This window comes from Occallatibacter sp. (assembly GCF_049802275.1).
Lineage (GTDB): Bacteria > Acidobacteriota > Terriglobia > Terriglobales > Acidobacteriaceae > Telmatobacter.
The window spans coordinates 1-22,186 of record NZ_JBARMD010000238.1; the positions used below are offsets into that span (position 1 = coordinate 1).

General features: G+C 56.4%; 13 protein-coding genes and 1 tRNA gene. 7 read left to right on the plus strand and 7 right to left on the minus strand.

The genetic code is table 11. The features are described from left to right. Window positions 1-84: 84 nt before the first annotated feature. From WA354_RS08280 to WA354_RS08290, 3 genes are all read right to left on the minus strand, one after another. Window positions 85-161: transfer RNA gene (locus tag WA354_RS08280), tRNA-Arg, on the minus strand. 66 nt (window positions 162-227) lie between these two features. Next, on the minus strand, window positions 228-773 hold the full coding sequence (locus tag WA354_RS08285; RefSeq protein ID WP_472812531.1) for a hypothetical protein: 546 nt from the start codon (window positions 771-773) through the stop codon (window positions 228-230). Beyond that, window positions 763-1,836, minus strand: a complete 1,074-nt coding sequence (locus WA354_RS08290; protein WP_472812532.1) for a YheT family hydrolase — start codon at window positions 1,834-1,836, stop codon at window positions 763-765. The genes WA354_RS08285 and WA354_RS08290 overlap by 11 nt, the downstream gene beginning before the upstream one ends. A gap of 385 nt (window positions 1,837-2,221) precedes the next feature. On the opposite strand from WA354_RS08290, the gene WA354_RS08295 reads away from it, so the two are divergent. Beyond that, a complete protein-coding gene (locus WA354_RS08295) occupies window positions 2,222-3,325 on the plus strand; it encodes a hypothetical protein (RefSeq protein WP_472812533.1) in 1,104 nt (367 codons plus the stop codon). Here WA354_RS08295 and WA354_RS08300 read toward each other — a convergent pair. The 3 genes from WA354_RS08300 to WA354_RS08310 form a co-directional block, all read right to left on the minus strand. Further along, a complete protein-coding gene (locus tag WA354_RS08300) occupies window positions 3,322-5,556 on the minus strand; it encodes a GH92 family glycosyl hydrolase (protein WP_472812534.1) in 2,235 nt (744 codons plus the stop codon). The two genes, WA354_RS08295 and WA354_RS08300, sit on opposite strands and share 4 nt — an antisense overlap. A 36-nt stretch (window positions 5,557-5,592) precedes the next feature. Continuing rightward, window positions 5,593-9,105, minus strand: coding sequence for a glycoside hydrolase family 38 N-terminal domain-containing protein (locus tag WA354_RS08305; RefSeq protein ID WP_472812535.1), 3,513 nt, complete (start codon window positions 9,103-9,105; stop codon window positions 5,593-5,595). A 248-nt stretch (window positions 9,106-9,353) separates the two neighbouring features. Then, complete coding sequence (locus tag WA354_RS08310) at window positions 9,354-12,926, minus strand: carboxypeptidase-like regulatory domain-containing protein (protein WP_472812536.1); 3,573 nt, start codon at window positions 12,924-12,926, stop codon at window positions 9,354-9,356. Between the two features lie 429 nt (window positions 12,927-13,355). On the opposite strand from WA354_RS08310, the gene WA354_RS08315 reads away from it, so the two are divergent. The 5 genes from WA354_RS08315 to WA354_RS08335 all read left to right on the plus strand — a co-directional run bounded on the left by WA354_RS08315 (window position 13,356) and on the right by WA354_RS08335 (window position 20,403). Next, window positions 13,356-14,384 carry a LacI family DNA-binding transcriptional regulator gene (locus WA354_RS08315; RefSeq protein ID WP_472812537.1) on the plus strand — a complete coding sequence of 343 codons (1,029 nt, stop codon included), beginning with the start codon at window positions 13,356-13,358 and terminating at the stop codon, window positions 14,382-14,384. Between the two features lie 386 nt (window positions 14,385-14,770). Continuing rightward, window positions 14,771-15,637 (plus strand): class II aldolase/adducin family protein, encoded by an 867-nt coding sequence (locus WA354_RS08320; protein ID WP_472812538.1) that lies wholly within the window; start codon window positions 14,771-14,773, stop codon window positions 15,635-15,637. Between the two features lie 429 nt (window positions 15,638-16,066). After that, window positions 16,067-18,163, plus strand: coding sequence for a hypothetical protein (locus tag WA354_RS08325; protein ID WP_472812539.1), 2,097 nt, complete (start codon window positions 16,067-16,069; stop codon window positions 18,161-18,163). A 79-nt stretch (window positions 18,164-18,242) separates the two neighbouring features. Next, the gene (locus WA354_RS08330; protein ID WP_472812540.1) at window positions 18,243-18,632 is read left to right on the plus strand and encodes a hypothetical protein; all 390 of its coding nucleotides are present in this window, start codon (window positions 18,243-18,245) and stop codon (window positions 18,630-18,632) included. A 619-nt stretch (window positions 18,633-19,251) separates the two neighbouring features. Beyond that, window positions 19,252-20,403 (plus strand): DEAD/DEAH box helicase, encoded by a 1,152-nt coding sequence (locus WA354_RS08335; protein WP_472812541.1) that lies wholly within the window; start codon window positions 19,252-19,254, stop codon window positions 20,401-20,403. A gap of 146 nt (window positions 20,404-20,549) precedes the next feature. On the opposite strand, the gene WA354_RS08340 is transcribed toward WA354_RS08335, so the two are convergent. Next, the gene (locus WA354_RS08340) at window positions 20,550-21,197 is read right to left on the minus strand and encodes a hypothetical protein (protein WP_472812542.1); all 648 of its coding nucleotides are present in this window, start codon (window positions 21,195-21,197) and stop codon (window positions 20,550-20,552) included. Between the two features lie 119 nt (window positions 21,198-21,316). On the opposite strand from WA354_RS08340, the gene WA354_RS08345 reads away from it, so the two are divergent. Continuing rightward, window positions 21,317-22,186: glycoside hydrolase family 47 protein (locus tag WA354_RS08345; RefSeq protein ID WP_472812543.1), on the plus strand; the 870-nt coding region annotated here is incomplete at its 3' end.

The following is a 22,186-nucleotide window of genomic DNA, read 5'->3' on the forward strand; positions in this document are numbered from 1 at the left end:
TTCGCTTGTTTTCGAAAGCGGACGTTTTCGCTTGCGAACGACAACGACGAATAGTCCGCAATACTCAATTTTTGGATTCTAAAGTGGTAGGCGAGGCGGGAATCGAACCCACAACCCCCGGCTTAGAAGGCCGGTGCTCTATCCGATTGAGCTACTCGCCCGCTTTTCTTCATTGTAGCTTTGAATGATCTCATGCGGAAACCGGGATCTTTCGCGAATCATGTCCCTCATCCTGCTGCCGACACGATGGTTTTGGAAAACCGCGAAAGACACTCTGCGAGCCTGGATTTCGCGTCGCTCTCCGTTTGGCCGCAAGCCGTGAAGTATGCCGTCATGCCGAGGTCATTCAAGTCAACCTCAACATGCGCGCGTCGAACGACCAGATCGACCCTGCAGCACCGGAGCGGTATATCCCGCAGCCGGGCGCACAATTCTCTGCAAACCAGTTCTGCCCTGGATGGAAGATCCCATCGCTCATCCTCACACATCAGCAGATCGACATAGCATGCAACGGCATGATTCGCCTCAGCTCTCGCTGCGTCGAGTTCATCTGGATCAATCCGGCCGGGATCGAAGACGTCGGTCTTGCATGTCCATACCGGTGAGTTCATGGCGTTCAGTCGCGCGAGCGCGTCCGCAAGACCAGGCAGAAGCCGGGCTTCCGCAAGATCGCCGGCCCGCTCCGGGTCGGCACGCAAATCCACGAAGCCAGTCCAATGCGCCTCGACAACGGGAGCATCGCCGCCGATCTCAAGCTCCCAGTCAGCTTCCATTGGACCGGGTAGCCACTTCCGTCGCACTGACAAATCGCATGAGGTAGCGGATGATGCTGGCCTCAGCCCAATGAATGTCGTCGCCTCGGTCGCGCGAAAGGTAAGCGCAGTGCCCGCCATGCTGTGTCTCGACCAGCAGGATGTTGGGATTTGCAATCAGTGCGGCGCGGGTCTCCGGCAACATACGAACGAAAGGATCATCCAGCGCACGAATGATCAGGGTGGGGACTTCAATCTTGTCGACCACGCGCGCACTCGCGGCGCGGTAGTAGTAATCGTCGGCATCGCGAAAACCGCAATAACGGGCGACGATCTTATCGTCAAACTGTCGCAGCGAACGAATGGTCCCCACGCCGTCTGTCACATAGATGTGCGGGAAGAGCGCAGCCTTGCGACGGAATCGACGCATCAGCCCCCGCAGGAAGTGCCATTCATACCCGCGATTTACGGGCTCGTGCAAAGCGTCCGATCCGGCCGCAAGATCGATGGCCGGGCACACGGTTGCAACGGCGCACAGGGGCGCCGCGCTTCCCCACTCCCCAGCCAGCTTGAGCACGAGGTTGCCGCCCATCGAGTAGCCAATCAGAGCCACGCGCTCCAGTCCAAACCGCCCGGCGTAGTGGCGCATCACCGCGCTAACATCCGACGACAAGCCGGAGTGATACAACGTGGGTGTCAGTTCGTCGGTGTCGCCGCAATTGCGCATGTTCATGCGTACGACGTTGAATCCGGCCGCCCACGCCCTGGCTGTAATTCCCTTGATGTACCGCGATTCCGACGAGCCCTCAAGTCCGTGCACTAGGATCACTGTCAGGCAGCGCGCGCGTATCGGCATCGGTTGCCAATTGCAGAAGCACTTCACGCGGCTGCCATCTTGAGGATCGACTTCAACCAGCTCGGCCACCGAGGGACAGAGAAACGGAGGTCTTGGCAGATAATTGCCAAAGATGGTCTGCAGGTGTCCATTTTTCAATCCCCGGCGCGGCTTGAATGGAGGCAGACCCGCCTTCAACATTTCTGCTGCATCGGCATGAAGTTCATTTTGGGGAATTTCAGGGCTCACAAAGATTCGGCTATCCGACTACCCCAGGGCTCTCGGAGAATATACAAATTGGGGCGGCTAGTGGAGATCGAACGTTACGACTCATACTACTATCAGCACAGAATCCACGTTGTCACGGTTGACGGGAATGCGATTGTTACCAAGGACCATTGCACGCTGGACTCGCCAGAGACAGTATGTTCTGAGCGGCCAAGCAAGCGCAACTCAGATTTTACTCTTGCAAGCAGGATCGCTCTCTAGGATGGCCTGAGGCAGTCACCTGCCACAGGCTCCCAAAGCGGCCATTTTTTGCGCGGGAGGCTCTTGATGTCAATGATGGTTTGCTCCCGCTCGGCAACCCAATCTATTTTGGCTACCGAAACGACTCGCAAAGGAAAGGACCATCATGCGTCGTGCACTATACCTGGCTCTGCTCGCGTGCAGCGCGTTCACAGTGGCCGCGCAGCATGAGCCCGGCAATCAGTCTCTCCCAGGAAGCCGTACCGTCATGGATGCGCACAACTGCTATCCGTATTATGAATGGTGGTACGACCGCATTGACCGCGCGCTCTCTGCTGGTACACCGCTTGCAATTGAGCAGGATCTCTATTGGTATACCGACGCAAGGACGGGGAAATCCTGGTCCATCGTTGCCCACGGCGCTCCTATCAGCGGGCACGAGCCGACCATGGAGCGCTACTTCTTCGACCGCGTTCGTCCCATCGTCGAACGCGCTCTGAAGGAAGATAATCATGCAGACTGGCCGCTCATCACGCTAAATCTCGACTTCAAAACCGAGGAACCCCAGCACCTTGAGGCCGTCTGGGCACTGTTGACGAAGTATCAGAACTGGCTCACGACAGCGCCGAAAACATCCGATCCAAACAACGTCCAGCCCCTCGCTGTGCGACCCATTCTCGTGCTTACGGGTGAGTCAGACGCGCAGGAGAAAGTGTTCTTCGATGATGTTCCCGTGGGCGATCGGCTACTGGTGTTCGGCGCCGTGCATACCAACACAAAACAGCCGATGGCCCCGCCCGAAGTTCTCGAGCCCTCTTCGGCAACTAACTATCGACGCTGGTGGAACAATCCGTGGAGTGTAGTTGAGAACGAAGGCCAGCAGCCATCACGCGCGTGGAGCCCTGCCGACGAGGAGCGCCTGCGCCTGCTGGTGCAACACGCACATTCCCATCGACTCTGGATTCGGTTCTATACTCTCGACGGTGCAACCGAAAAGGAAGAAAGCTGTAACGGTTGGTTTCGAAGCTATAACTTTGGTTCGCTTGCGGCCGCCCGGGAGCGCTGGCGCGCCGCTCAAAAGGCAGGAGTAGACTACATCGCGAGCGATCAATATGAGTTGTTGGCAGAGTTTCTTCGCGGCTCGGCCGGCGGCCCATCCAAGATCGGGGTTATGCGGCCTTCAGGTACTTGGACTGACTCCCTAAGAGCATCGAATGAACATGCTGAAGGGCAATCCTGCGAACCTCGGGATCAGCCTGGACGACCCTAGTTACCAGGTATCAGAGCAGGCCTCCAGTTGCTGCCCCATTTCGAGGGTTTTGGTCCCATGACGAAATGAAGGACACCTCCAGCCTGGATCTGCTCCCACGTAATGACCGGAATATCGAGCGGCGTTTTATTCAGGGACGCAGATTGAATATAGACGTTCTCGGCGGAGTTGTTGCTTGCTTCTACGCGAAATGTTTTGCCATTGACGAGTGTGAGTGAGATCTCGCGGTACATTGGACTTCCAATCATGTACTCTCCGCTTGCCGGATTCACGGGATAGAAGCCCATCGCTGTGAAGAGAAGCCATGCGGACATCTGACCACAATCGTCGTCTCCATCAAGGCCTCCCGGACTCGCGTCGTATTCTTTTGCGGCAATCTTGCGCACCATCGCCTGCGCCTTCCACGGCTGCCCGCCGAAGTCGTAGAGATAGCCGTAGTGGTGACTCGGCTCGTTGTTGTGCACGTTGTGACCGCCGCTGAAATGCTGATCCAGTTTGTTGTCGTAGTTTTCTGCTCCCCCCATCAACTGGATCAAACCTGCCTGGTCGTGTAGTGGAGACCACGTATAAACCCAGGCATCGCCTTCCGTCCATCCAGAGGCGGACCGATTCTCAGGGTCGTCCCTCCCGCCGCCGATCGGCGCCCATTTGCCATCTGACGTCCGGCCGTTCATCAGTCCGATGGCTGGGTTGTAGAGGTTACGGTCATTCAAAGAACGCTTTAGAAAGAAACTAAAATCCGCTGTTCTCCCGAGCGCTTTTGCAATCTGCGCAACGCACCAGTCGTCGTAGCTGTCTTCGAGGGTGCGAGAAGCCGCCTCGTCGGTCTTGTCCGTCGGAATATAGCCGAGTTGTTTGTAATAGGTGAGGCCGCCCCGTGCTTCATAGGGTGTATGCTCTTCGCGATCCAACCATCGCCGGGTCGTATCTCCATCGGGCGGTGTCATCGCGTCTTTGTAGACGGCCTGCCACGCAAGCTGGCGATCGAAACCGTTAAACCCTTTCCTGAATGCTTCGGCAACAAGAGAGTCCGCATGGGTTCCGATCATGATGTTGGTGTAGCTCGGATTGGGCCACTTGGGCATCCAGCCGCCTTCTTTGAAATTCTGCAGGAGGGCGGTGATCATGCCGCTGATGCGCTCCGGGGCGAGCAGTGTAAGCATGCTGTTTTCTGCCCGGAAAGTGTCCCAGATTGAATAAGCGGTATAACTCTCACCGCTGTGAACGGAATCGTCAAACGCGCTGTAGTAGCGACCGTATTCAGAAAACATGCGCGGATACAACAGGGCGTGATACATCGCCGTGTAAATCAGCGCCTTGTCATTATCGGCGGCGCCGGCAATCTGGAGGCTTGATAGCTTCTGGTTCCATTGCGCGCGCAGCTTTTCCTGCACGACGCGAAAATCCCACCCGGGAATCTCCCGCCTGAGATTTTCGCGCGCCTGGTCGATGCTGATGAATGATGTTCCTATGCGGGCCTGGATCGTCTGCCCGGGTTTGAACTCCGCGTACGCTCCGCGGCTTGTTTCACTCTGTCCACTGTCCATTCCGTAGGTCTTCATATGCAGCGGCGGCTGCTCAAACTGGACCACGAAGTATCCTTTGAAATTTGGCAGTGCAAACGGGCCGAGGTGTGCATCCATTCGATGCGGGTTATAGCCCGTAATCTCGCGCGCTTCAGGATCAACCGATGCCATTCCTGCGATTCCGGGCCGGGAGGCCTCGACAATTAGCCGGGCGTTCGCTGCGTTTGGAAAGGTGAATCGAAAGAAGGCGGAGCGTTCAGTGGCTGTCATCTCCGCCCGAATTTTTCCAGCGCTGCCCGCATCCAGCGAGACTAGGTAATAATCGGGTCGCGCAGTTTCAGAAGCGTGGCTGTACCCGAGCTTGCGAGATTCTGGCGTGGTGCGCAGTTCACCTACCTGCGGGATGATTGTGACGTAGCCGTAATCGCCCATCCAGATCGCGGGCTGATGCGTGCCGATGAAGCCTGAGATTGTGGTGTCGTCGTGGTTGTAAGACGTGATGCTGATCTTGTTTTGTCGCGTCTGCGGTGTCCAGTCCGTCATGCCGAACGGCGTCGTCACAAAGGGCATCGTGCCGCCGTACCCGATGGCGCTTCTTTGAGTGCCAATCAGGGGATTTACGTATGAGACAGCATCGTTCTGGGCCATCAAACCTGTTGCCGTGCCCATAGCGAGCAAGACAATTGCTGCCGAAAGGTTATTCATAAACTGGAATTGTAACTGTCCTTGTCATTGCGCTTTCTAGTGCATCGCTGCTTCCGATTCGCTCGGCGGTTCGAGACCGTTGAGCGTGGTGTATAGAGATTGAGTAGCTTCGAGCATTGGATTCTCGTCTGCGGTAGAAATCGCGAGGATTCGAATCTTGTCGTTGTTCGGGAGCTTGAGAGTCTTTGCACTCCCAGGCGCGTTGAGAGCGTACGCGAAGAGGTAAGAATACCGGTACGGCTGGTTGAGTCCATCGGCAGTGTGCTGGTGGGATGCGTACCATGCAAGGCTCGCTGGTTTCACATAGCCCGGACGGAGGCCGACGTAGTCTTCCGGATATCGTGGAGAAACCGGACGTTTTTCGCGCGCTTCGAAATCGGCGGGCGGCCAGACTGCATGATTTGCTGAGATCGCCCAATCCCGTTCTGTCTGGTTCTTCCAGAGACGCGTATCCCATTGGCCGACAAACCCTGTCCAACCCTGGATGTCCAGATCGACTTTCGCGTTGCCGACATAGAATGTGGCGTTTTGATCTGCATCCGCAGAGGCGGCAAGGATATAGATACGGTTGAAATGACCGTCAGGCAATGAGATCGTCTGCCCTTTCGCAACAAGCGCATTCGGAGTGCCGGTTTTTGCCGGGGCGAGTTCAAACTCCACATCACGATACGTGATCTTCGCGGGCAGCATCTCCGCCGGCATTGCCTTGCCTGTGCCATCGAAGCCTCCTCCGGCGGTTTGGGTGTCATCATTGGTTGCAACGGCAAGGTCGTATTTGAGCTTCACCGGATGCGAGTTTACGGTAGTCAGCTTTGTCACAGGCGCACCGAGGCGGAGCGCAAACGTCCGAGGCTGATATGGCGTGAACGAAGTGATGAGTTGACCATCAGTAATAGTTGCTGCACCTACCGGCTGTTCCTGCGCGTTGACTTCGCGCGCGGCAGCCACTGGACCAGCAAAAGAAACGCGCACATCCTGTGCTGGTTCGCCATCGAGTTCCACCATTCTGAGAATGATTTCGTCGATGTCCTCGGCTTTCTTCAACGCGAGCACGCGAATGCGCGAGTTGTTCAGATGAACGAGAGAGAAGCTTTTTCCGAGTGCTCCTTTGTGCGCCACCGTCTGGAAGGCAATGAGGGGGTCATTGAGGCGGTAGGCCTGCCAATCTGTCTGCGCTTTGCGCCAATCGCCGGTGTGGCCCGCCAGGCCAAATACGATTTCATGATGGCCCCAGTCTTGATTCGCCTGATCTGTGTAGCCCGACGGCCGGCCATTGGGTGGAGGCTGGATTCCCGGCGATCGCAATAAGGTCAGACGGATGGTATTGTCGGCTGGCTTATCAGAGCCATTCTTGAAGTTGGTCAGGACCGTTGTTCCGAAGGCGCCACTCTTGTCGGAGAGATCGATCCAGCGATGGGAGGCTACCTCGAACTGCCTCTCATTTGCATTGGGCCGTTGAACTGTTCCGATCCCCCAGTTGTATGTGGCGTTTTCGTTCGAGGCGCTTAAGGGAATCACGGCTTTGAGATTGGCCGACAGAGTTTTCCAGTCAATTGCATTGGAGAATTCGACACGATTTCCCGCATCGCCTGCTGCAAGACTTACCGTCTGAACGAACTTGGAGCCTTCTGTCTCGCGTGTTACTTCGAGCGATACGCGGACTGGACCTTTCTCCTTGATACGAACATTTGCCGGACCGCCAACATACGCGCGCGGAGGAGCTTGTTCCTGGTCGAAATCCATGTTCCACGCCGGATACACTTTGGGCTTGTCATTCGAGATCGCCAGGCGCATCGGAGCAGCGAGCAATTCCTTGTGCAGTGATTTATCGAAGATGCTCGCGACATCGCCATCGGAATTCAGCTTCACGAGGTAGCGTGCATTCTCGATGCTGGAATTTGTCACTTTTAGTTCTGAACTGGAATTCGACCCGCGTGCAGGGGTAACGCTGTAGACGGCGTAGCCAACCGAAGGCGCTTTAGCTACGAAAAGAACTTCGCCGTTCTCAACCTGCGACGGCACTTCCTTCCCCTCTGCATCAGTTACGCGGGCGGATTGTGGAGCTCCTCCCGGAAAAACAATGCGGGCTTCAACAACATCTTCGCGACTGACGTTGAGCGGATTGAAAACGACGATCGGAATTCCACCGACGTTCGTATCGAGTCCTGATGCGATCGCCTCAGTGGCACTCGTCAACACACCCTCAAACTGATTCGCTGCTATAACGTCATCATTCCAGGCAAACTCGTATGCCCGGGGAGTCGCGGTTCCGGCTGCCGTGTCGTGGAAGTGGCCGCCCAGTTCCAGCATCCAGGCATCATTGAGCCGCTGCTGGGGATAGGTTCTCCCCCCCATCCACGCAGCGGCAACAGAGGCTTTCTCTGCCGCGTCGGCCAGAAGCTCGTTTTGGATGACCCAGCGTTTGTGGTATGCCTGCGATGTCAAAGAGCCAGCCGAGTGATTGATCAGCTCAAGATCTCCTTTGTACTGCGGCAGGTGGGTCGACATCGCCGGCGTGATGTCCCTGAAGAGTTGATCCGCGGCGGTCTCCATAACATGCACAGGGCCTTCTCCCACCTTCACCGGAGCCCCGGCGGGCTGGGTGGCCGGCGCTTCTCCCATTGCGAAGGCAGATCGTGGCGGAGAGGGCAATACAGTCTCACTCTTCGTGACAATAGCTTCGAGCAATTTGACGGTGGATTCCTGGGTGGCCCCGCCGATATCACCGGTGCCGACGTAGTGATAATCGGCGAACACTCCGGTGACTTTCCCGTCGAGATCTATACGCTTGACCCAGTCTTGTTCCTGTGGCCTCTGCCGCGCGACGGCGGCGGCCTGCTGCGGAGTCAGGCGTGCGCGCTCCTCACTCGTCAGTTGCGGTCCCGATGCCGACACTGCCGTCGGCTCTTTGCTGAGATCGGTGTAGACATTGCTTCCGTACCCGCCAGGATTGAGAGCGGCGATCACGCCCTTTCCGTCCGGGCCCACCCATACTCCAACATTAAAGGGAATGCCTTCCGGGGTTTGCTCAGGCGAATCAGGACCTCCAACTTTCGGAGCAGGCTGCCACTGCGCGTTGAGCTTCTGCGTCGAAAAGCCTTTCACGCCAGCGTGCGCAAGAATGCTCGGAAGAGAAGCGGGGAACCCGAAGCAGTCTGGCAGCATATACTCCTCGCTCGCCTTGCCGAAATCCTTTCGAAAATACTCATTTCCATAAAGGATCTGTCGAAAGATTCCTTCCGCGCTGGGGAGATTTACGTCTCCTTCCTCCACGGACGAGCCTGCGGGAAACCATCGCCCGGCGGCGACGTACTTCTTCAATCGCGCATAGTCTGCTGGAAAATACTCCTTCATCAAGCGATATCGATTTGCCCCGGTCCAATTGAAAACGTAGTGAGGGTATCGATCGATGTAATCGAAATTCACACGCATCGTTTTGAGCAGATATTCGCTGATAGTCTGCGGAAACTCCCAACGCCACTGCGTATCCAGGTGTGCGTAAGGAACGACGTACAGTGTGGGCGTGCTCGTGATGTCAGGAGCTTTCATCGTCTGACTGCGAGCCGCGAAAGGCAGGCAACACGCCACAAGCGAAAAAATAAGCGCGGTGAAACAACTAAAAGGTTTTCTCATAGAAGTTCGCAAGGGTGGGTTGGAGTATTGACCTGGATTGCGGAAAAGTGTGGGCATATGAGTAGTTAATCCGTGCTCGAGTCGAGGAGAAGGGGCCTCGTTTTTGTTGTCGACGAGAACTCCGCACCACGATGGAGCGGAGTTCTCGTCGACTTGTATGCAAGTTAAAACACGAACCTCAAACCAACCTGGATGTTTCTCGGATTGGACGTGGATTTCTGAGTTATCTGCCCGAAGGTGCCAGCTGTCGGATTTAACTGGAGACCGCCTGCTTGTCCAATCTGCGCCCAGTTGGGATGATTGATGAAGTTGTAGGCATCTGCATTGAACTCGAACCCGGCTCTATCGTTGATGGGGAAATTCTTCTTGAGGGAGAGGTTCCAGTTCTGGAAGCCAGGCCCGTAGATGCTGTCGCGGACGCCATTTTGCAGATTGAAGGTGCCCGCAGCCGGCTGGGTGAAGATGGGCGAGCCATCAGGGTTGGTTGTGGAGAAGTACTTGTTGCCTTGCTGCCCGGGATACCCAGAAAACTTCTTGAGGATATGCGGACTTCCGTTCTTGACCCAGAACTGCCCCTCGGAGGTGTTCGTACCGCAACCGAAGCTGCCGACCTCGCCAACGCCGGCATAGTCGTTGTTCGTTCCCACACCGCATGGCTGCCCCGTTTGGAACTGTGAACTTCCGCTCAGCTGCCAGCCACCAATGATTTTCCCAGTGATGGTGTTCTGATTACGAAAGAACGGCAGGGCGTAGAGGTAGTTGATGACTAGCGCATTGCGGGCATCATACTCTGACGGGCCCCAGAGATTAGTCACGTTGTATGTGTCGGGAACGATGTCGCGATAGTTCGAACCATCGTCCATGCTCCTCGCCCATGTGTAGCTGACGCCGAACATGAGGTTATTGGTAAAGTGGCGGTTCCAACTGACTTGCATTGCGTTGTAGCTTGCACCGCCGTTGCTTTGCTCCTGCTGAATAGCAGCGAAGCCAAGATACGGGCGCAGGTAGTTCACGTTCTTGCCAGGATTTGCTTGAATTGCGCCAGCTGTGGGCTGATTGATGTCAAACACGCGCCAGTTATGGTATCCGCGACCGCCGACATAAGCGAGGGTGAACGTCGAGTTCAACGGAAGTTCACGTTGGAAAGAAACATTCCAGTTCCACCGGATTGGAGATTTCAGGTTGTTGACGAGCGAAGTGACCGTCAACGGAGGAGCTACGGTCGGGTTCAGCGCTACGCCGGGATTGTCCACCATTGAGGCAAAACTGCCCGCGACCGCCGCAACAGTGACGAACGGCTGAAAGGGAGGGTTGCCGCCGGGGAAAATATTGTCGAGCAGGCCCATGCGGGTGGCAAACTCACCTGCACCCGCGCGTAGCACGGTCTTGGGGTCGAGCTGGAGGGCAATGCCCAGACGCGGTTGAACAGTGGTCGCGATGTTCACGTAGCCTTTATTGAGGTGTGGAGCAAACAAGGCATTGCAAGGACCGCCCGCACAGGCAGTCGAATTCGGCCCCGATCCAACCACACCGTGAGCGGCTGCGGAACTCGGGAACTGGCTGAAGCCCGGAATGACAACCCCGTTATAGGCGTTTCCTGTTCCGAGGGTTATGTTGCCTGTCGTCGGACTGACAACTGGAACCTGACTCTTGTCGTACGACGCCGGATCGAAGTACGCTGCGTTGCCCCACGCCGGTTTGTATGGGGTAAGACTCGTTACCCGAATTCCATAGTCGATGTGCAGTCTTGGCGTTACCTTCCACGAGTCTTGAACGAACTCCTCATACATCTGGCCCGTCCAACTTGTGTACGCCCTCGGTCCAATCTCGGTGTAGCTGTCAGCCAATCCGAGCGCAAGATTGGCGATACCCGCTCCAGTGGTACCGTTCAAGCCGCTGCGATTATCGGTAAACACGAACGATCCGTTTTGATTGTTTGCGCCTCCTGGAACAGTCGCCACGTTGATCTGGTCGTTATCGTTTTCGCCCTGATAGTTCACAAAGATCCCGCCCTTTAACGTGTGATTACCCAAGACCTTTGTCACACTGTCGCTAATGGTGTAGATCGGGCCTTGAGAATGCGAAGGATAAGGACCGCCGGCAAGACCGTAAAAGTTCGGAACGGTGACCGTCGGGATCTTCTCCTCCGCAGATTTGGCTCCCGGAATAATGTACGGGAAGTTGATTCCCAGAGTGCCCCGGTTGAAGCCTGCCAACGCTGTATTTACCGGGATATACACACGGTCGATACTTACCGTGCCGCGCAATTCGTTGATGAGCGTCGGGGAGACTGTCCAGGTCCACGCAAGGACATTGGTCTGATTGGGACGATTGAAGTACTTGCCCGTCAGGCCTGATCCCTGGTCGAAAGGCTGGTATTCAAAATAGGTGGCATATTGGCGCCGGAACTCAAGACGGTGGTTCGAGCTTAGAAGGAAGTCAATGTTGATAATCTGTTTGGTTTGATTAATGGGGTGGGCCGCTTGGCCGATCCAGTTCTGCGTACCTGACAAGTAGCCGGGAGTAGGCGCGGGATACGCGTTCAGAATCGCCATGCCGTTAGGGCTTAATCCTGCTGGGATAACGTTGTTTGGGTATTGAACGCAGCTTGCTGCCCCTTTCACCGGGCAGGTAGTCGGGTCGTATATCTTGGTCACGCCGGAGTACCAGGGATTTGGACTCAGCAACTCGCTGAAGTCTCCCTGGCGCATGAGCATGGTGGGCACGGCTTGAGTCTGAGTGTCCGTGAAACGGTAGCGAATCCATTCTTGATTGAAAAACCAGAAGAGCTTTTGGCGAAGAGGATCCGTCCAGTGGATTCCGGGAATCCAAACCGGACCGCCTACGGCGAAGCCAAAGTTGTTGTAACGAAAGGGGGGAGCAAAGCGTGTCGTTGGGCTTTGATTCCGCGTCCAGGTGTTGGCGTTCATTGCGGAGTTTCTCAAATACTCGTACGCCGAGCCGTGAAAATCATGTCCGCCACTCTTGGTGATGATCCGAACCTGGCCACCTGCTGCACCGCCGTATTCGGCCTGATAGTCAGCGGTGAGTACCTGCATCTCCGCGGTTGCGTCAACGCTGGCAACGCCGATGACTGCTCCGCTGCCGCGGGTGCGGACTGCGGGTGCACCATCGAACGTCACCAGCGTATCCTGCGTCCGAGCTCCGTTAATCTGAAAGGGAACGCCGCCGCCGACCGCAAAGTTGAAATCGCCAAGAGTTGAGCTGCTGCGAAGGCCGGGGAGCAGGGAGCCCATGTACAAGGGATTGCGGCCATTCAGCTCCTGGTCGCTGATCTGTCTCCCCGAGACCTGGCTTTGTACTGATCCGGATTCGGTTTGAAGGACGGACGCGGTAGCGGTCACCTCAACCGTCTCGCTGGTCGCGCCGACGGAAAGGCCCGCATCCAGCGAGAGCGTTGTGCTGGCATTCAGCTTGTTGTGCGCGCTGGTGAACTTCTTGAACCCGGGTGCCTCGGTGCTCATGGTGTAAACCGCAGGGCGCAGGTTCGTAACGGTGTAGTGACCTTGCGAATCGGTGGTTGCCTTGTGCGATTCGCCGGTGCTCTCATTGAGAATTTCTACCTGCGCATTTGGTACGCCCGCACCCGATTGATCTCGAACAAATCCACTGATTGTGCCCACATCGGATTGAGCGAATCCATGGGCTGGGAACAGAAGGGCAATCGATAGAACGGCGCAGAGAGACCAGATATGCATTTGAATAGCTTTCCGCATGGCGACTCCTTTGAAATGAGAATGCGTGAATCGTTTGATATCTCTTGCTTTTGGGGGCTTCGCAACCGCTAGGCATGATTGCGCTGCAACATCACACTACATTGGCCCTTACGTCGGAAACGACGATACCGGATGAATCCGAGATGGCGCCCGAAGGGGACGAGGCTTCAGATGGGGCGAAGGGTGGGGTTGCCGCCATGATGGGATACATCATGACCATGAGCGCAATTTTGCACCTATGGTTTTTCACTTGTGACCTCCGGGGAAGGTTACAGGTTGTTTATGATTGCGCTATCACAACCTTCAAGTGTTTACACAGTATCGTGTTAATTTGTCAACAATGAAGTGACAATTTACAGCCAAATGTTTAATTGCGCGCTGTAGGCTCTATATGTTAGCCCTCTCATAAAGAAGGCTGAACGTACTGCTATGGCTCCTCAAAAGAAGCGGGCAACGCTTGAAGATGTAGCGCGGGTGGCCGGAGTGGGACCGATGACGGTCTCTCGCACCATCAACGGCCATCCCTATGTTGCAGAGGAGACAGCGAAGAAGGTTCGGGCAGCCATTCGCCGTCTTGATTACCGGCCTAATTACGCGGCGCGAATGCTCACGGGTCAACTCTCCCGTTCAATTGCTCTGATTGTCCCAGACATCGCCGATAGTTTCTTCTCCGTGATTATTCACGCCGTTCAGCAGACCGCACATGAAAGTGGCTACCTCGTTTGGCTTGCTGCATCGAACGGAGACCCGTCGGTCGAAGCCGCGCAAGTGAAAATCATGGTTCATCATCCTGTTGACGGCATCCTCCTTGTCCCCGTAGACAGCAAGAATAAATACCTCAAAACGCTGGCTGCGGGAACAACCCCCATCGTCACCATAGATCGGCCAATCGAAATCGCTAAGACGGATTCCGTCGGCGTTGAAAACCGAGTTGGAGCGCAATTGGCGGTGGAGCATCTCATCCAGCATGGCTTCAGGCGGATCAGATGCGTGGCGGTAAACCCTCACCTGCTGACCATCAAACAACGCATGATCGGATACAGGGAATCGATGAAACATGCGAACCTCCCATGCCCCAAAGAAGTGCGATTGTCAGACTTCTCTTCCGCGAAATCCGCCTTGTCGGACCTGTTTGCCTCGCCCGATCGTCCTGACGCGTTGTTCACTGCCAACAATGCAGCAACCATATGGGTAATCGAAGCACTCCAGCAGTTGAAGATTGAGATGGGCAGAGATGTCGCGGTCGCCGGTTTCGACGATGTTGACTTCTTCACTCTGATCCACCCACCGATCACGGCCGTCCGCCAGCCCGCGGCAGAACTTGGCACCATGGCGGCCCGCCTCCTCCTGCAGAGAATCAAAGGAGAATTAGAGCCTTCGAGCCTCAGGATGACGCTCCCTGTGACCATGACCATACGAGAGTCCTGTGGCTGCAGACAGGAGAGATCGTCCTCATAGCCGTCAGTGCAAGCAAAGTAGCCCTCCCCCCGCAATCGTTCGTGATCAGGCACCGCGCAGGGTCAACGCGCAGCAGCTTCCCCTCGAGTTTGAAAATATCCTGAACAAAATACTGGAGAAGGACCCGGAACCCTCGCCCGCAGCGCGATGGCCGATCGAAGCAGGAACTTTGTCAGCCCATACCGTGCTCGCAACAGATCCTGGCCGCCTCCGGTTGACGGATGAGAGATTCAGTAGCGGCGCGGAGCTGAATAAATACGCTCGGTGATCTATGTCACCAACAGCGATGGCCATTCGGACCTATATGTAGAGGTGGGAACTCGGACGGGGCGGCTTGCACTCGCGCCGCAGTGTAGCTGTCCTGGAGTTCTCCTGGCGAGGTCTGGATGGAGCAGTTTGCTAATCCGATATCAGAGCAGGTGAGGGAAGTCGTGGAGGCTGCGGTTGAGGCTTTGCGCGTGCCGAAGCCTGATGACCTTTCCCCGTCGGCGGCATCCAGTTCGTTTGAGGCGGAAGCCCTGCGAGCGGAGATCATCCGGGCGGGTCGAAAACTCTGGGAGCGGCAGTATGTGGACGGCAATGGCGGGAACATCAGTTGCCGGCTTGGCTCGAGGTATGTGCTTTGCACGCCGACGATGATGAGTAAGCGCGATATGGAGCCGGCGGATATCTGCCTTTCTGATTTGGATGGCAACATAGTGGCCGGAGATCGGCTGCGCACCAGCGAGTTGCTGCTGCATCTTGAGATTTATCGCGCCAATCCACGTGCGCGCGCCGTCGTGCATTGTCATCCGCCGTATGCGACAGCGTTTTCGCTGACCGGGACGGCGCCGCCGATCGGGTTGATTTCGGAGTACGAGATATTCATCGGGCCGGCAGCGCTGGCGCATTACGAGACGCCGGGAACGCATGCCTTTGCAGAGACAGTACTGCCATTTGTGCAGAATCACAACACGATCTTGCTGGCGAATCATGGAGTGGTTTGCTGGAGCGACACGGTGACGCATGCCGAGTGGCTGACTGAGATCCTTGAGTCCTATTGCAAGACATGCGTGATTGCAAAGCAGATCGGGAAGCCGCTCGTCCATATCCCGGGCGACAAGATACGGGAAATCCTGGCCTTGAAGCGGAAGCTCGGATTTCCGGATGCGCGGATGGAGCCGTTGCCCACACCCGCTGCCGCGAATCCACCGGTGAATCCGGAACTGGAGAAGCTGGTTCGGCAGGTCGCTGCGCGGCTTGAGGAGCGGTAGCTGCTGGATAGTCCGCCACCCAGTGCAATTCAATTCCATCGCTGACAGTCTTTTCGATGCACTTGTGAATCCGCCACCGGATCGAAGCGAATTTCGCCGGGAATGCGCTGCCTCTCGTTGACTTATGGGAGATTCACGATAGGTCGTGATCCTCCCGGAATTGTAAGATTGGGGTTGCACCCCGATCTAATCAGCACATACCTCCGCAGTATTGCCCACTTCAGCCAGTACCTCGGCGACCGCCGGATCAGCTTGGATCTGAGGAGATTCGCACGAACCAGGCGATGCTCTTCACCTTAGGTGGTCTTGGCAATGTGCCTGTCACAACTGCCAGTTCCGCGGGCGATGTAAATCTGATTAGCTGGTGGTTTGAAAACCAAAGTTCCCCCCCGTCCCTCAAGATTTGCGACTCCCATAAAGGAGAACTGCATGAATACGAGATCAGCCATTCGACAAACGATGCTGGCGGCGATGGTGGCCGCGACCTTGTCTTTTCCAATATCGACTTTTGCTGCCGAGATCAAGGGCCAGGTGTTGGGCGGGGGTGCGCCCATCACCCAATCAACCGTGACTCTTTGGGCAGCGAGCGAAGGGCCTCCAAAACAACTCGCACAGACTAAAACCGACACGGCTGGCCAGTTCTCGATCGATGGCACCGGCACGCCTGACTCCAGCCTCTATCTGGTGGCTACCGGTGGCGTATCTTCAGCCAATCAAGGAGCCGGTAATAATCCGGCGATTGCGTTGATCACGGTCGTGGGAAGCAATCCCCCAGCCCGCGTCACCATCAACGAGTTCACTACTATTGCGTCGGTGGTGACACACGCGCAGTTCATCGACGACACCACCATCAAAGGCTCTCCACTCCAACTGCGGATTGCCGCGGGCAATGTGCCTAATTTCGTCGATCTGGAAACTGGGAGCTGGGGGCCGATTATTCTCGACGGCCTCAACAGCGCCCAAACTCCAACCATGGCCAACTTCGGCACCCTTGCCGATGTGATCGCTGGGTGCATTACGCAGGTGAGGCGTGACGCGTGTGGTCAACTCTTTGCGGCTACTACACCTCCCAGCGGCGGTGCACCGCCAGATACTTTGCTGGCGGCTGAGGTGGTTGCCCTTTTCCCCTGGCATAACCCAGATAAGATATTCGCGTTGCTCAACGAGTTCTATCCGTTGCCCAAGCCTGGCACCCCCGGCAGGCTCATGCGGGATGCGCCCTACATACCGTATCTCACCTTCGCTCCCAGCGCCTTCGTCTTCCCGCTGAAATTCTCGGGCGGCGGAGTGAGCGGGGGCGGCAAGCTCATGATCGACAGCCAAGGCAACGCGTGGGTCGCGGACAACTTCACGGTAGGGGCGCAAAATCAGGATGCTTCGTGGACAGGCGGCATCAGCAAGTTCGCTCCTAATGGTAAAGCGCTTTCACCTAGCCCGTTGGGCTTCAGGGGCGGAGGGATAGCAGGACCCGGCTTCGGATTGACGCTCGACGCGCACGATAATGTGTGGCCGACGAGCTTTACGGGGCAGAACATTACCAAGTTCGATAACGATGGAAAGCCGCTTTCGCCGCCGGAGGGTTGGAACTTTAACGGCCAGATCAGCCAGATGCAGGGGATTATCTCAACGCCGAGCGGAGATATCTGGGCTCTCGACCTTATCAAGGGCCAGGTTGTGAAACTTCCTCAGGGCGATCCATCCAAGGTGCAGTTCTTCTGCCAGAACCCGACCGGCGACCCTCTCAAGAATCCCTGCAAGCTCATGGGACCATTCGCTCTCGCTATCGATCAACAGGACCGTATCTGGGTCACCAACGCCGTTGCGGATCACGTGGTTCGTTTCCCCGCATCCGATCCCAGCAAATTTGAAACCTTCAAGGTTGGATATTCTGCGAGCGGCCTGGCTATCGACAGCCTTGGTAATGTCTGGGTGACCAACAAACTCGGAAGCTCACCCAAGGGAGCACTGAAGTTTGCGGAAATGCTGGCCGCGTTCAAGTTTAACTACGATAAGGATCCCGACGCCGGACAACGAGCCACCAAAGTTCTGGTTCCGGCCATGGCTGTCGAGAAATCTGGCTACGAAGGTGGCAGCATTTCTGTCTTGCGCCCGGATGGTAGCGAGGCGCCCTTCTCGCCGATCTACGGCAAAGGGATAATCGGACCCTGGGCTGCTTCTGTAGATGGCAATGACAATGTATGGATCTCCAATTTCAGCTCCGAGTCGAACGGAATCGTGGAGTTGTGTGGCTTCCGCACCGAGCACTGTCCGCCCGGCGTGAAGACCGGAGACGCAATCTCGCCACCGGGAGGATACGTTGGCGGTGGATTGCAGTTGATGGTTGACGTCGGCATCGGCCCTGCGGGAGACATCTGGGCCACCAACAACTGGCAGGTCTACCAGGACGCTATGGGAAAAGTCGACGAGGCATTGCAAACCCAGGGCGCCGGCCAAGGGGTGGTGGTCTTCTACGGAATGGCAAAGCCGGTTAAGACGCCGCTGATTGGGCCACCGCGGCAGCCGTAGAAAATTGATGCACCTTTGGCGACGGCGGGACTACTAAGTAAGTCGGTGCCAAGCTCGGGTCCGATTGGACGGAGGGTGGATGATACGCTTTTTCGATCTTACGTTCGTGTGGTTCTTTGTGATTACCGGGATTGGAACTGCCGCCGCCGGTCTTTATGCCTTTTGGCCCCGGTGGACATTGAAAACGATTGGGAAGATGCCGTTTGTCCGCGAGTATACGATCATCACTCAGCACTGGGGGATCATGGTGGGCCTGACGGGCGTCTTCATGATTGCCGCCGCATTCAAGGTGGAATGGCGAACGCCAATTCTCCTCTATAGCTTATTGGAGAAAACTTTCATGGTTTATCTAGTCGTGGCCAACGGAAGGCAAGCGTACTCACAAGGATTCAAGGCTGCTGCGGCGATGGATGCAACGGTCGTTCTGTACACGATCGTATATTTTGCAGTCTTCGGATTTGCCGCGTAGCCAAGCGATCCTCTGTGATGCTGATGCCAGTGGTTCGGCCTCATTAAGGGGCGGAATCGTTGGAGTTCTGAGCGACGTGAACTGTGGGGAACTTGTGGGCGTCCTGACCATCTGGCCGCGCGTTCAGGAGCCAGTCACAGCCGCTCCGTTGGACCGCATGGCGGAGTCGGGTCGGTTTAGCGCATTGGTTGAACAGGCGTGGCTGGATTGCGCGAAGGGGAAAAGGGTGAAACGTGCTATACTAGCTTTGCGCTCAGTGATTTGGACGTGAGCGGCGGTTTGCCCCTTCTTATTAAGGCAATTCAGCCTGGCACAGATTCCCCCAAGCCCCTACAGCGTAACCACGTCGGCTCCCATGATGAGGAGCGGTTTCCAGTGATGTTCTGGGTCGTGGTGCCGGATGGCTATGAGCCTGACCGGCAGCAGAAGTAGCGTGTGGCAGGTCCGGACCTCAGAAAATTCTGATGGTCAGTCCCCGGGACGTATTTGGTTCTCCCTTACGCATAAATTGAAGAGCAGGCGCGCACGTGGACCGGATTCGTGTGTGCGGCTGCAAGTTCGGGTTCCGATTGCAGGCCCCAGGGAAGACGGGCTCCGGGATCCAGGAAATGACGATATTTTGACGACACAGTTCTCACAGGCCCAGTTCGCGCAATTTGGGCTTTCGGCCTCGCTGATGGCGCGGCTCAACGCTAACAATTTTGTGACCCCCACCCCGGTACAGGCCGGCTGCCTTCCTCCGGCTCTCGAAGGCCGCGACGTGCTGGCTACGGCGCAGACCGGAACCGGCAAGACGCTCGGCTTTTTGATCCCGATCGTGGAAATGCTGCAGAAGGTGCAGGACCGGAACGCTGCACAGGCACTGATTCTTCTGCCGACACGCGAGCTGGCGATGCAGGTGGAAGTGGCTTTCAAGACCATTCGGACCAGCTCGCAGCAAACCGTTGCGCTAGTGGTTGGTGGGATGCAGGAACGCCCCCAACTGGACGCTATTCGCCGCGGAGCGCGGCTGATCGTGGCCACGCCGGGCCGGCTTGAGGATTATCTGAAGCGCAAGCTCGTGCGTATGGACCAGATCCAGATGCTGGTTCTTGACGAAGTAGACCGGATGCTCGATATGGGCTTCCAGCCTGCGATCGCACGCATTGCGACAACCCTGCCGCAGTCGAGGCAGACGCTTTGCTACTCCGCCACGCTGGAAGGCGCGGTGAAGGAAGTGGCGCGGAAGTACCTCAATAATCCCGTGCGCATCGAGATCGGGTCAGTACTGAAGCCGGCGGAGAATGTGGAGCTTCGCACCTTTGAAGTGGCTGCCGACAAGAAGCAGGAGTTGCTTGAGCACCTTCTGGATTCAGAGGATGGCAGCTTCCTGGTGTTTGTTCGCACCAAACATGGCGCGGATCGTGTGGCGCGCAGGCTCAGCCGTTCAGGCTGGTCGGCGACACAGATTCACGGCGACCGTTCGCAGTCGCAGCGCAACTCGGCACTGCGGAGTTTCTCTGAGGGCCATCACCGCGTACTGGTTGCTACGGATGTTGCCGCTCGCGGCATCGACGTAGCCAACGTGGCGCACGTGATCAATTTCGATATGCCGAAACTGGCGGAGGACTTTGTTCACCGCGTGGGCCGTACTGGTCGCGCATCGGCCAAGGGCATTGCTTCAACGTTCGCCGGACCGGCGGAGCGCGGCGATCTGCGTAAGATCGAGCGGACACTGTCGATCCAGATGAAACGCTTCAGGGTAAGTTCGCTGAGCGAAAGCGCGGCTTAAAAAGCAGCTCTCAGCCGTCAGCTATCAGCCTTCAGCTAAACCACCCGGAACCGAACAAACGCAGCTATTAGCTGTCAGCTCTCAGCCTTCAGTTAAACCACCCGGAACCGACTTCGGTTCCGGGTGGTTTTGTTTGCGCGATTTCTCTATGGAACGTGAACTGCGCCGGGTTCTGCAAATTCATCCAGCAGCGAGATGAACTTCGATTTCCGAACCCATCTGCAGCCGAACGGAGGATCGTCCTTCTCTGGAGGAAACGCGTGCACAGGCTTAGGGAGGACTATGTAGTCGGTGCAGACTCTTACTCCGTAATCGCACGACTGATTTGGGACCTTTCCGTCAAACACACACGAATATGAACTCTCCATCGCTGTGTAGCCTTGATTGAAAACATCAAGGTACTTCACCGTGCCGTAGGCGGCGGTGGGAGATCTCGTTGGAATAGCCGGCTCCTTGGCGTTGCGTAGGAAGAGGACATATTCATCGCCGAGCCGCACGCCCGAATATTGGCCAAAGTAGATCGTCTTGCCCTCTTCTGTTCCTTTGAATCCCTTAACGACGACAGCTTTGTAGATAGCGATCTTATAGTTATCAGCATCACCGGAGACAATTCGAACCACCGCGACCACGTCGGACAATTTGAACACCTGATCGAGAGTCATCTTCGCGGGCTCGGTAATCGTCACGGATTCAGTTGGATTCTCCAATTTGGCCGTGACGGATTGCGCGGAGATGATCTCCAATGCAAATGTTGCGAACAGGGCCGGTGCCAAGAAAATGAGCGCAACTTTCATAGCCAACACTGTATCCCAGCTCGCTCGGGCTCGGCTCTGTCTCAATCGGCATTTCTCGTCTTACCAATCGAAGTGGCGGCTGATTCCGTATGATGTTTGCGTTGGCTGGAAGGGTAACGATGCGCGCTTCGAAATCTCTTGTTGTTTTCTTGTTCCTTGCTTTGTTAGTGCCTGTTTCGTTTGCCCAGAGTTCTTCCGCTCCCAGCAAAGGTGCACCCGCAACCCCGACGGCTGCGTCTGTAGAGCCGATGAGCGACGCCGAAAAGGCGGAGATGGCGGAGCGGGTTCGCGCTGAGGCGCTGCATGCGTGGAGCGGGTACAAGAAGTATGCGTGGGGACATGATGCGCTGAAGCCGCTGAGTCTGAAGCCATTCGATTGGTATGGGGATGGGCACAGCCTGATGATGACGCCAGTGGATGCTCTGGACACACTGACACTGATGGGGTTAAAGCCCCAGGCCGATGAGGCGCGCACGCTGATCGATACGAAGCTGAATTTCGACCAGGATATTTACGTCAAGGATTTCGAGATTACGATTCGGCTGCTGGGGAGTTTGATCTCCTGCTACGAGATGACGGGCGACAAGCGGCTGCTGGAACTGGCCGATGATCTGGGGCGGCGCATGTCTCCCATGTTCGATTCGCCGACGGGGATGCCGTACGAGTATGTGAATCTGCGCACGGGCGCGGTGCGCGGAACGAAGAGCAATCCGGCGGAGATTGGGACGCTGCTGCTGGAATACGGGATGCTGGCGCGGCTGACGGGCAAACAGAATTACTACGACATGGCCAAGCGGGCGCTCGTGGAGTTGTACAAGAGAAGGTCTGCGATCGGACTGGTGGGATCGGAGATCGATGTGGAGACGGGGAAGTGGACCGATCCGACGGCAGGCATTATGGGCGGTATCGATTCGTATTATGAGTACCTTCTGAAGGCATCGATCCTGTTTGGCGACAAGGACTGTGCTCGTATGTGGCTGGACAGTGTG

Bases quoted from the DNA above. Each gene is read 5' to 3' on its own strand.
- WA354_RS08285 (WP_472812531.1), bottom strand. From the start codon at position 773: ATGGAAGCTGACTGGGAGCTTGAGATCGGCGGCGATGCTCCCGTTGTC.
- WA354_RS08295 (WP_472812533.1), top strand. From the start codon at position 2,222: ATGCGTCGTGCACTATACCTGGCTCTGCTCGCGTGCAGCGCGTTCACA.
- WA354_RS08300 (WP_472812534.1), bottom strand. From the start codon at position 5,556: ATGAATAACCTTTCGGCAGCAATTGTCTTGCTCGCTATGGGCACGGCA.
- WA354_RS08305 (WP_472812535.1), bottom strand. From the start codon at position 9,105: ATGAAAGCTCCTGACATCACGAGCACGCCCACACTGTACGTCGTTCCT.
- WA354_RS08310 (WP_472812536.1), bottom strand. From the start codon at position 12,926: ATGCGGAAAGCTATTCAAATGCATATCTGGTCTCTCTGCGCCGTTCTA.
- WA354_RS08315 (WP_472812537.1), top strand. From the start codon at position 13,356: ATGGCTCCTCAAAAGAAGCGGGCAACGCTTGAAGATGTAGCGCGGGTG.
- WA354_RS08320 (WP_472812538.1), top strand. From the start codon at position 14,771: ATGGAGCAGTTTGCTAATCCGATATCAGAGCAGGTGAGGGAAGTCGTG.
- WA354_RS08325 (WP_472812539.1), top strand. From the start codon at position 16,067: ATGAATACGAGATCAGCCATTCGACAAACGATGCTGGCGGCGATGGTG.
- WA354_RS08330 (WP_472812540.1), top strand. From the start codon at position 18,243: ATGATACGCTTTTTCGATCTTACGTTCGTGTGGTTCTTTGTGATTACC.
- WA354_RS08340 (WP_472812542.1), bottom strand. From the start codon at position 21,197: ATGAAAGTTGCGCTCATTTTCTTGGCACCGGCCCTGTTCGCAACATTT.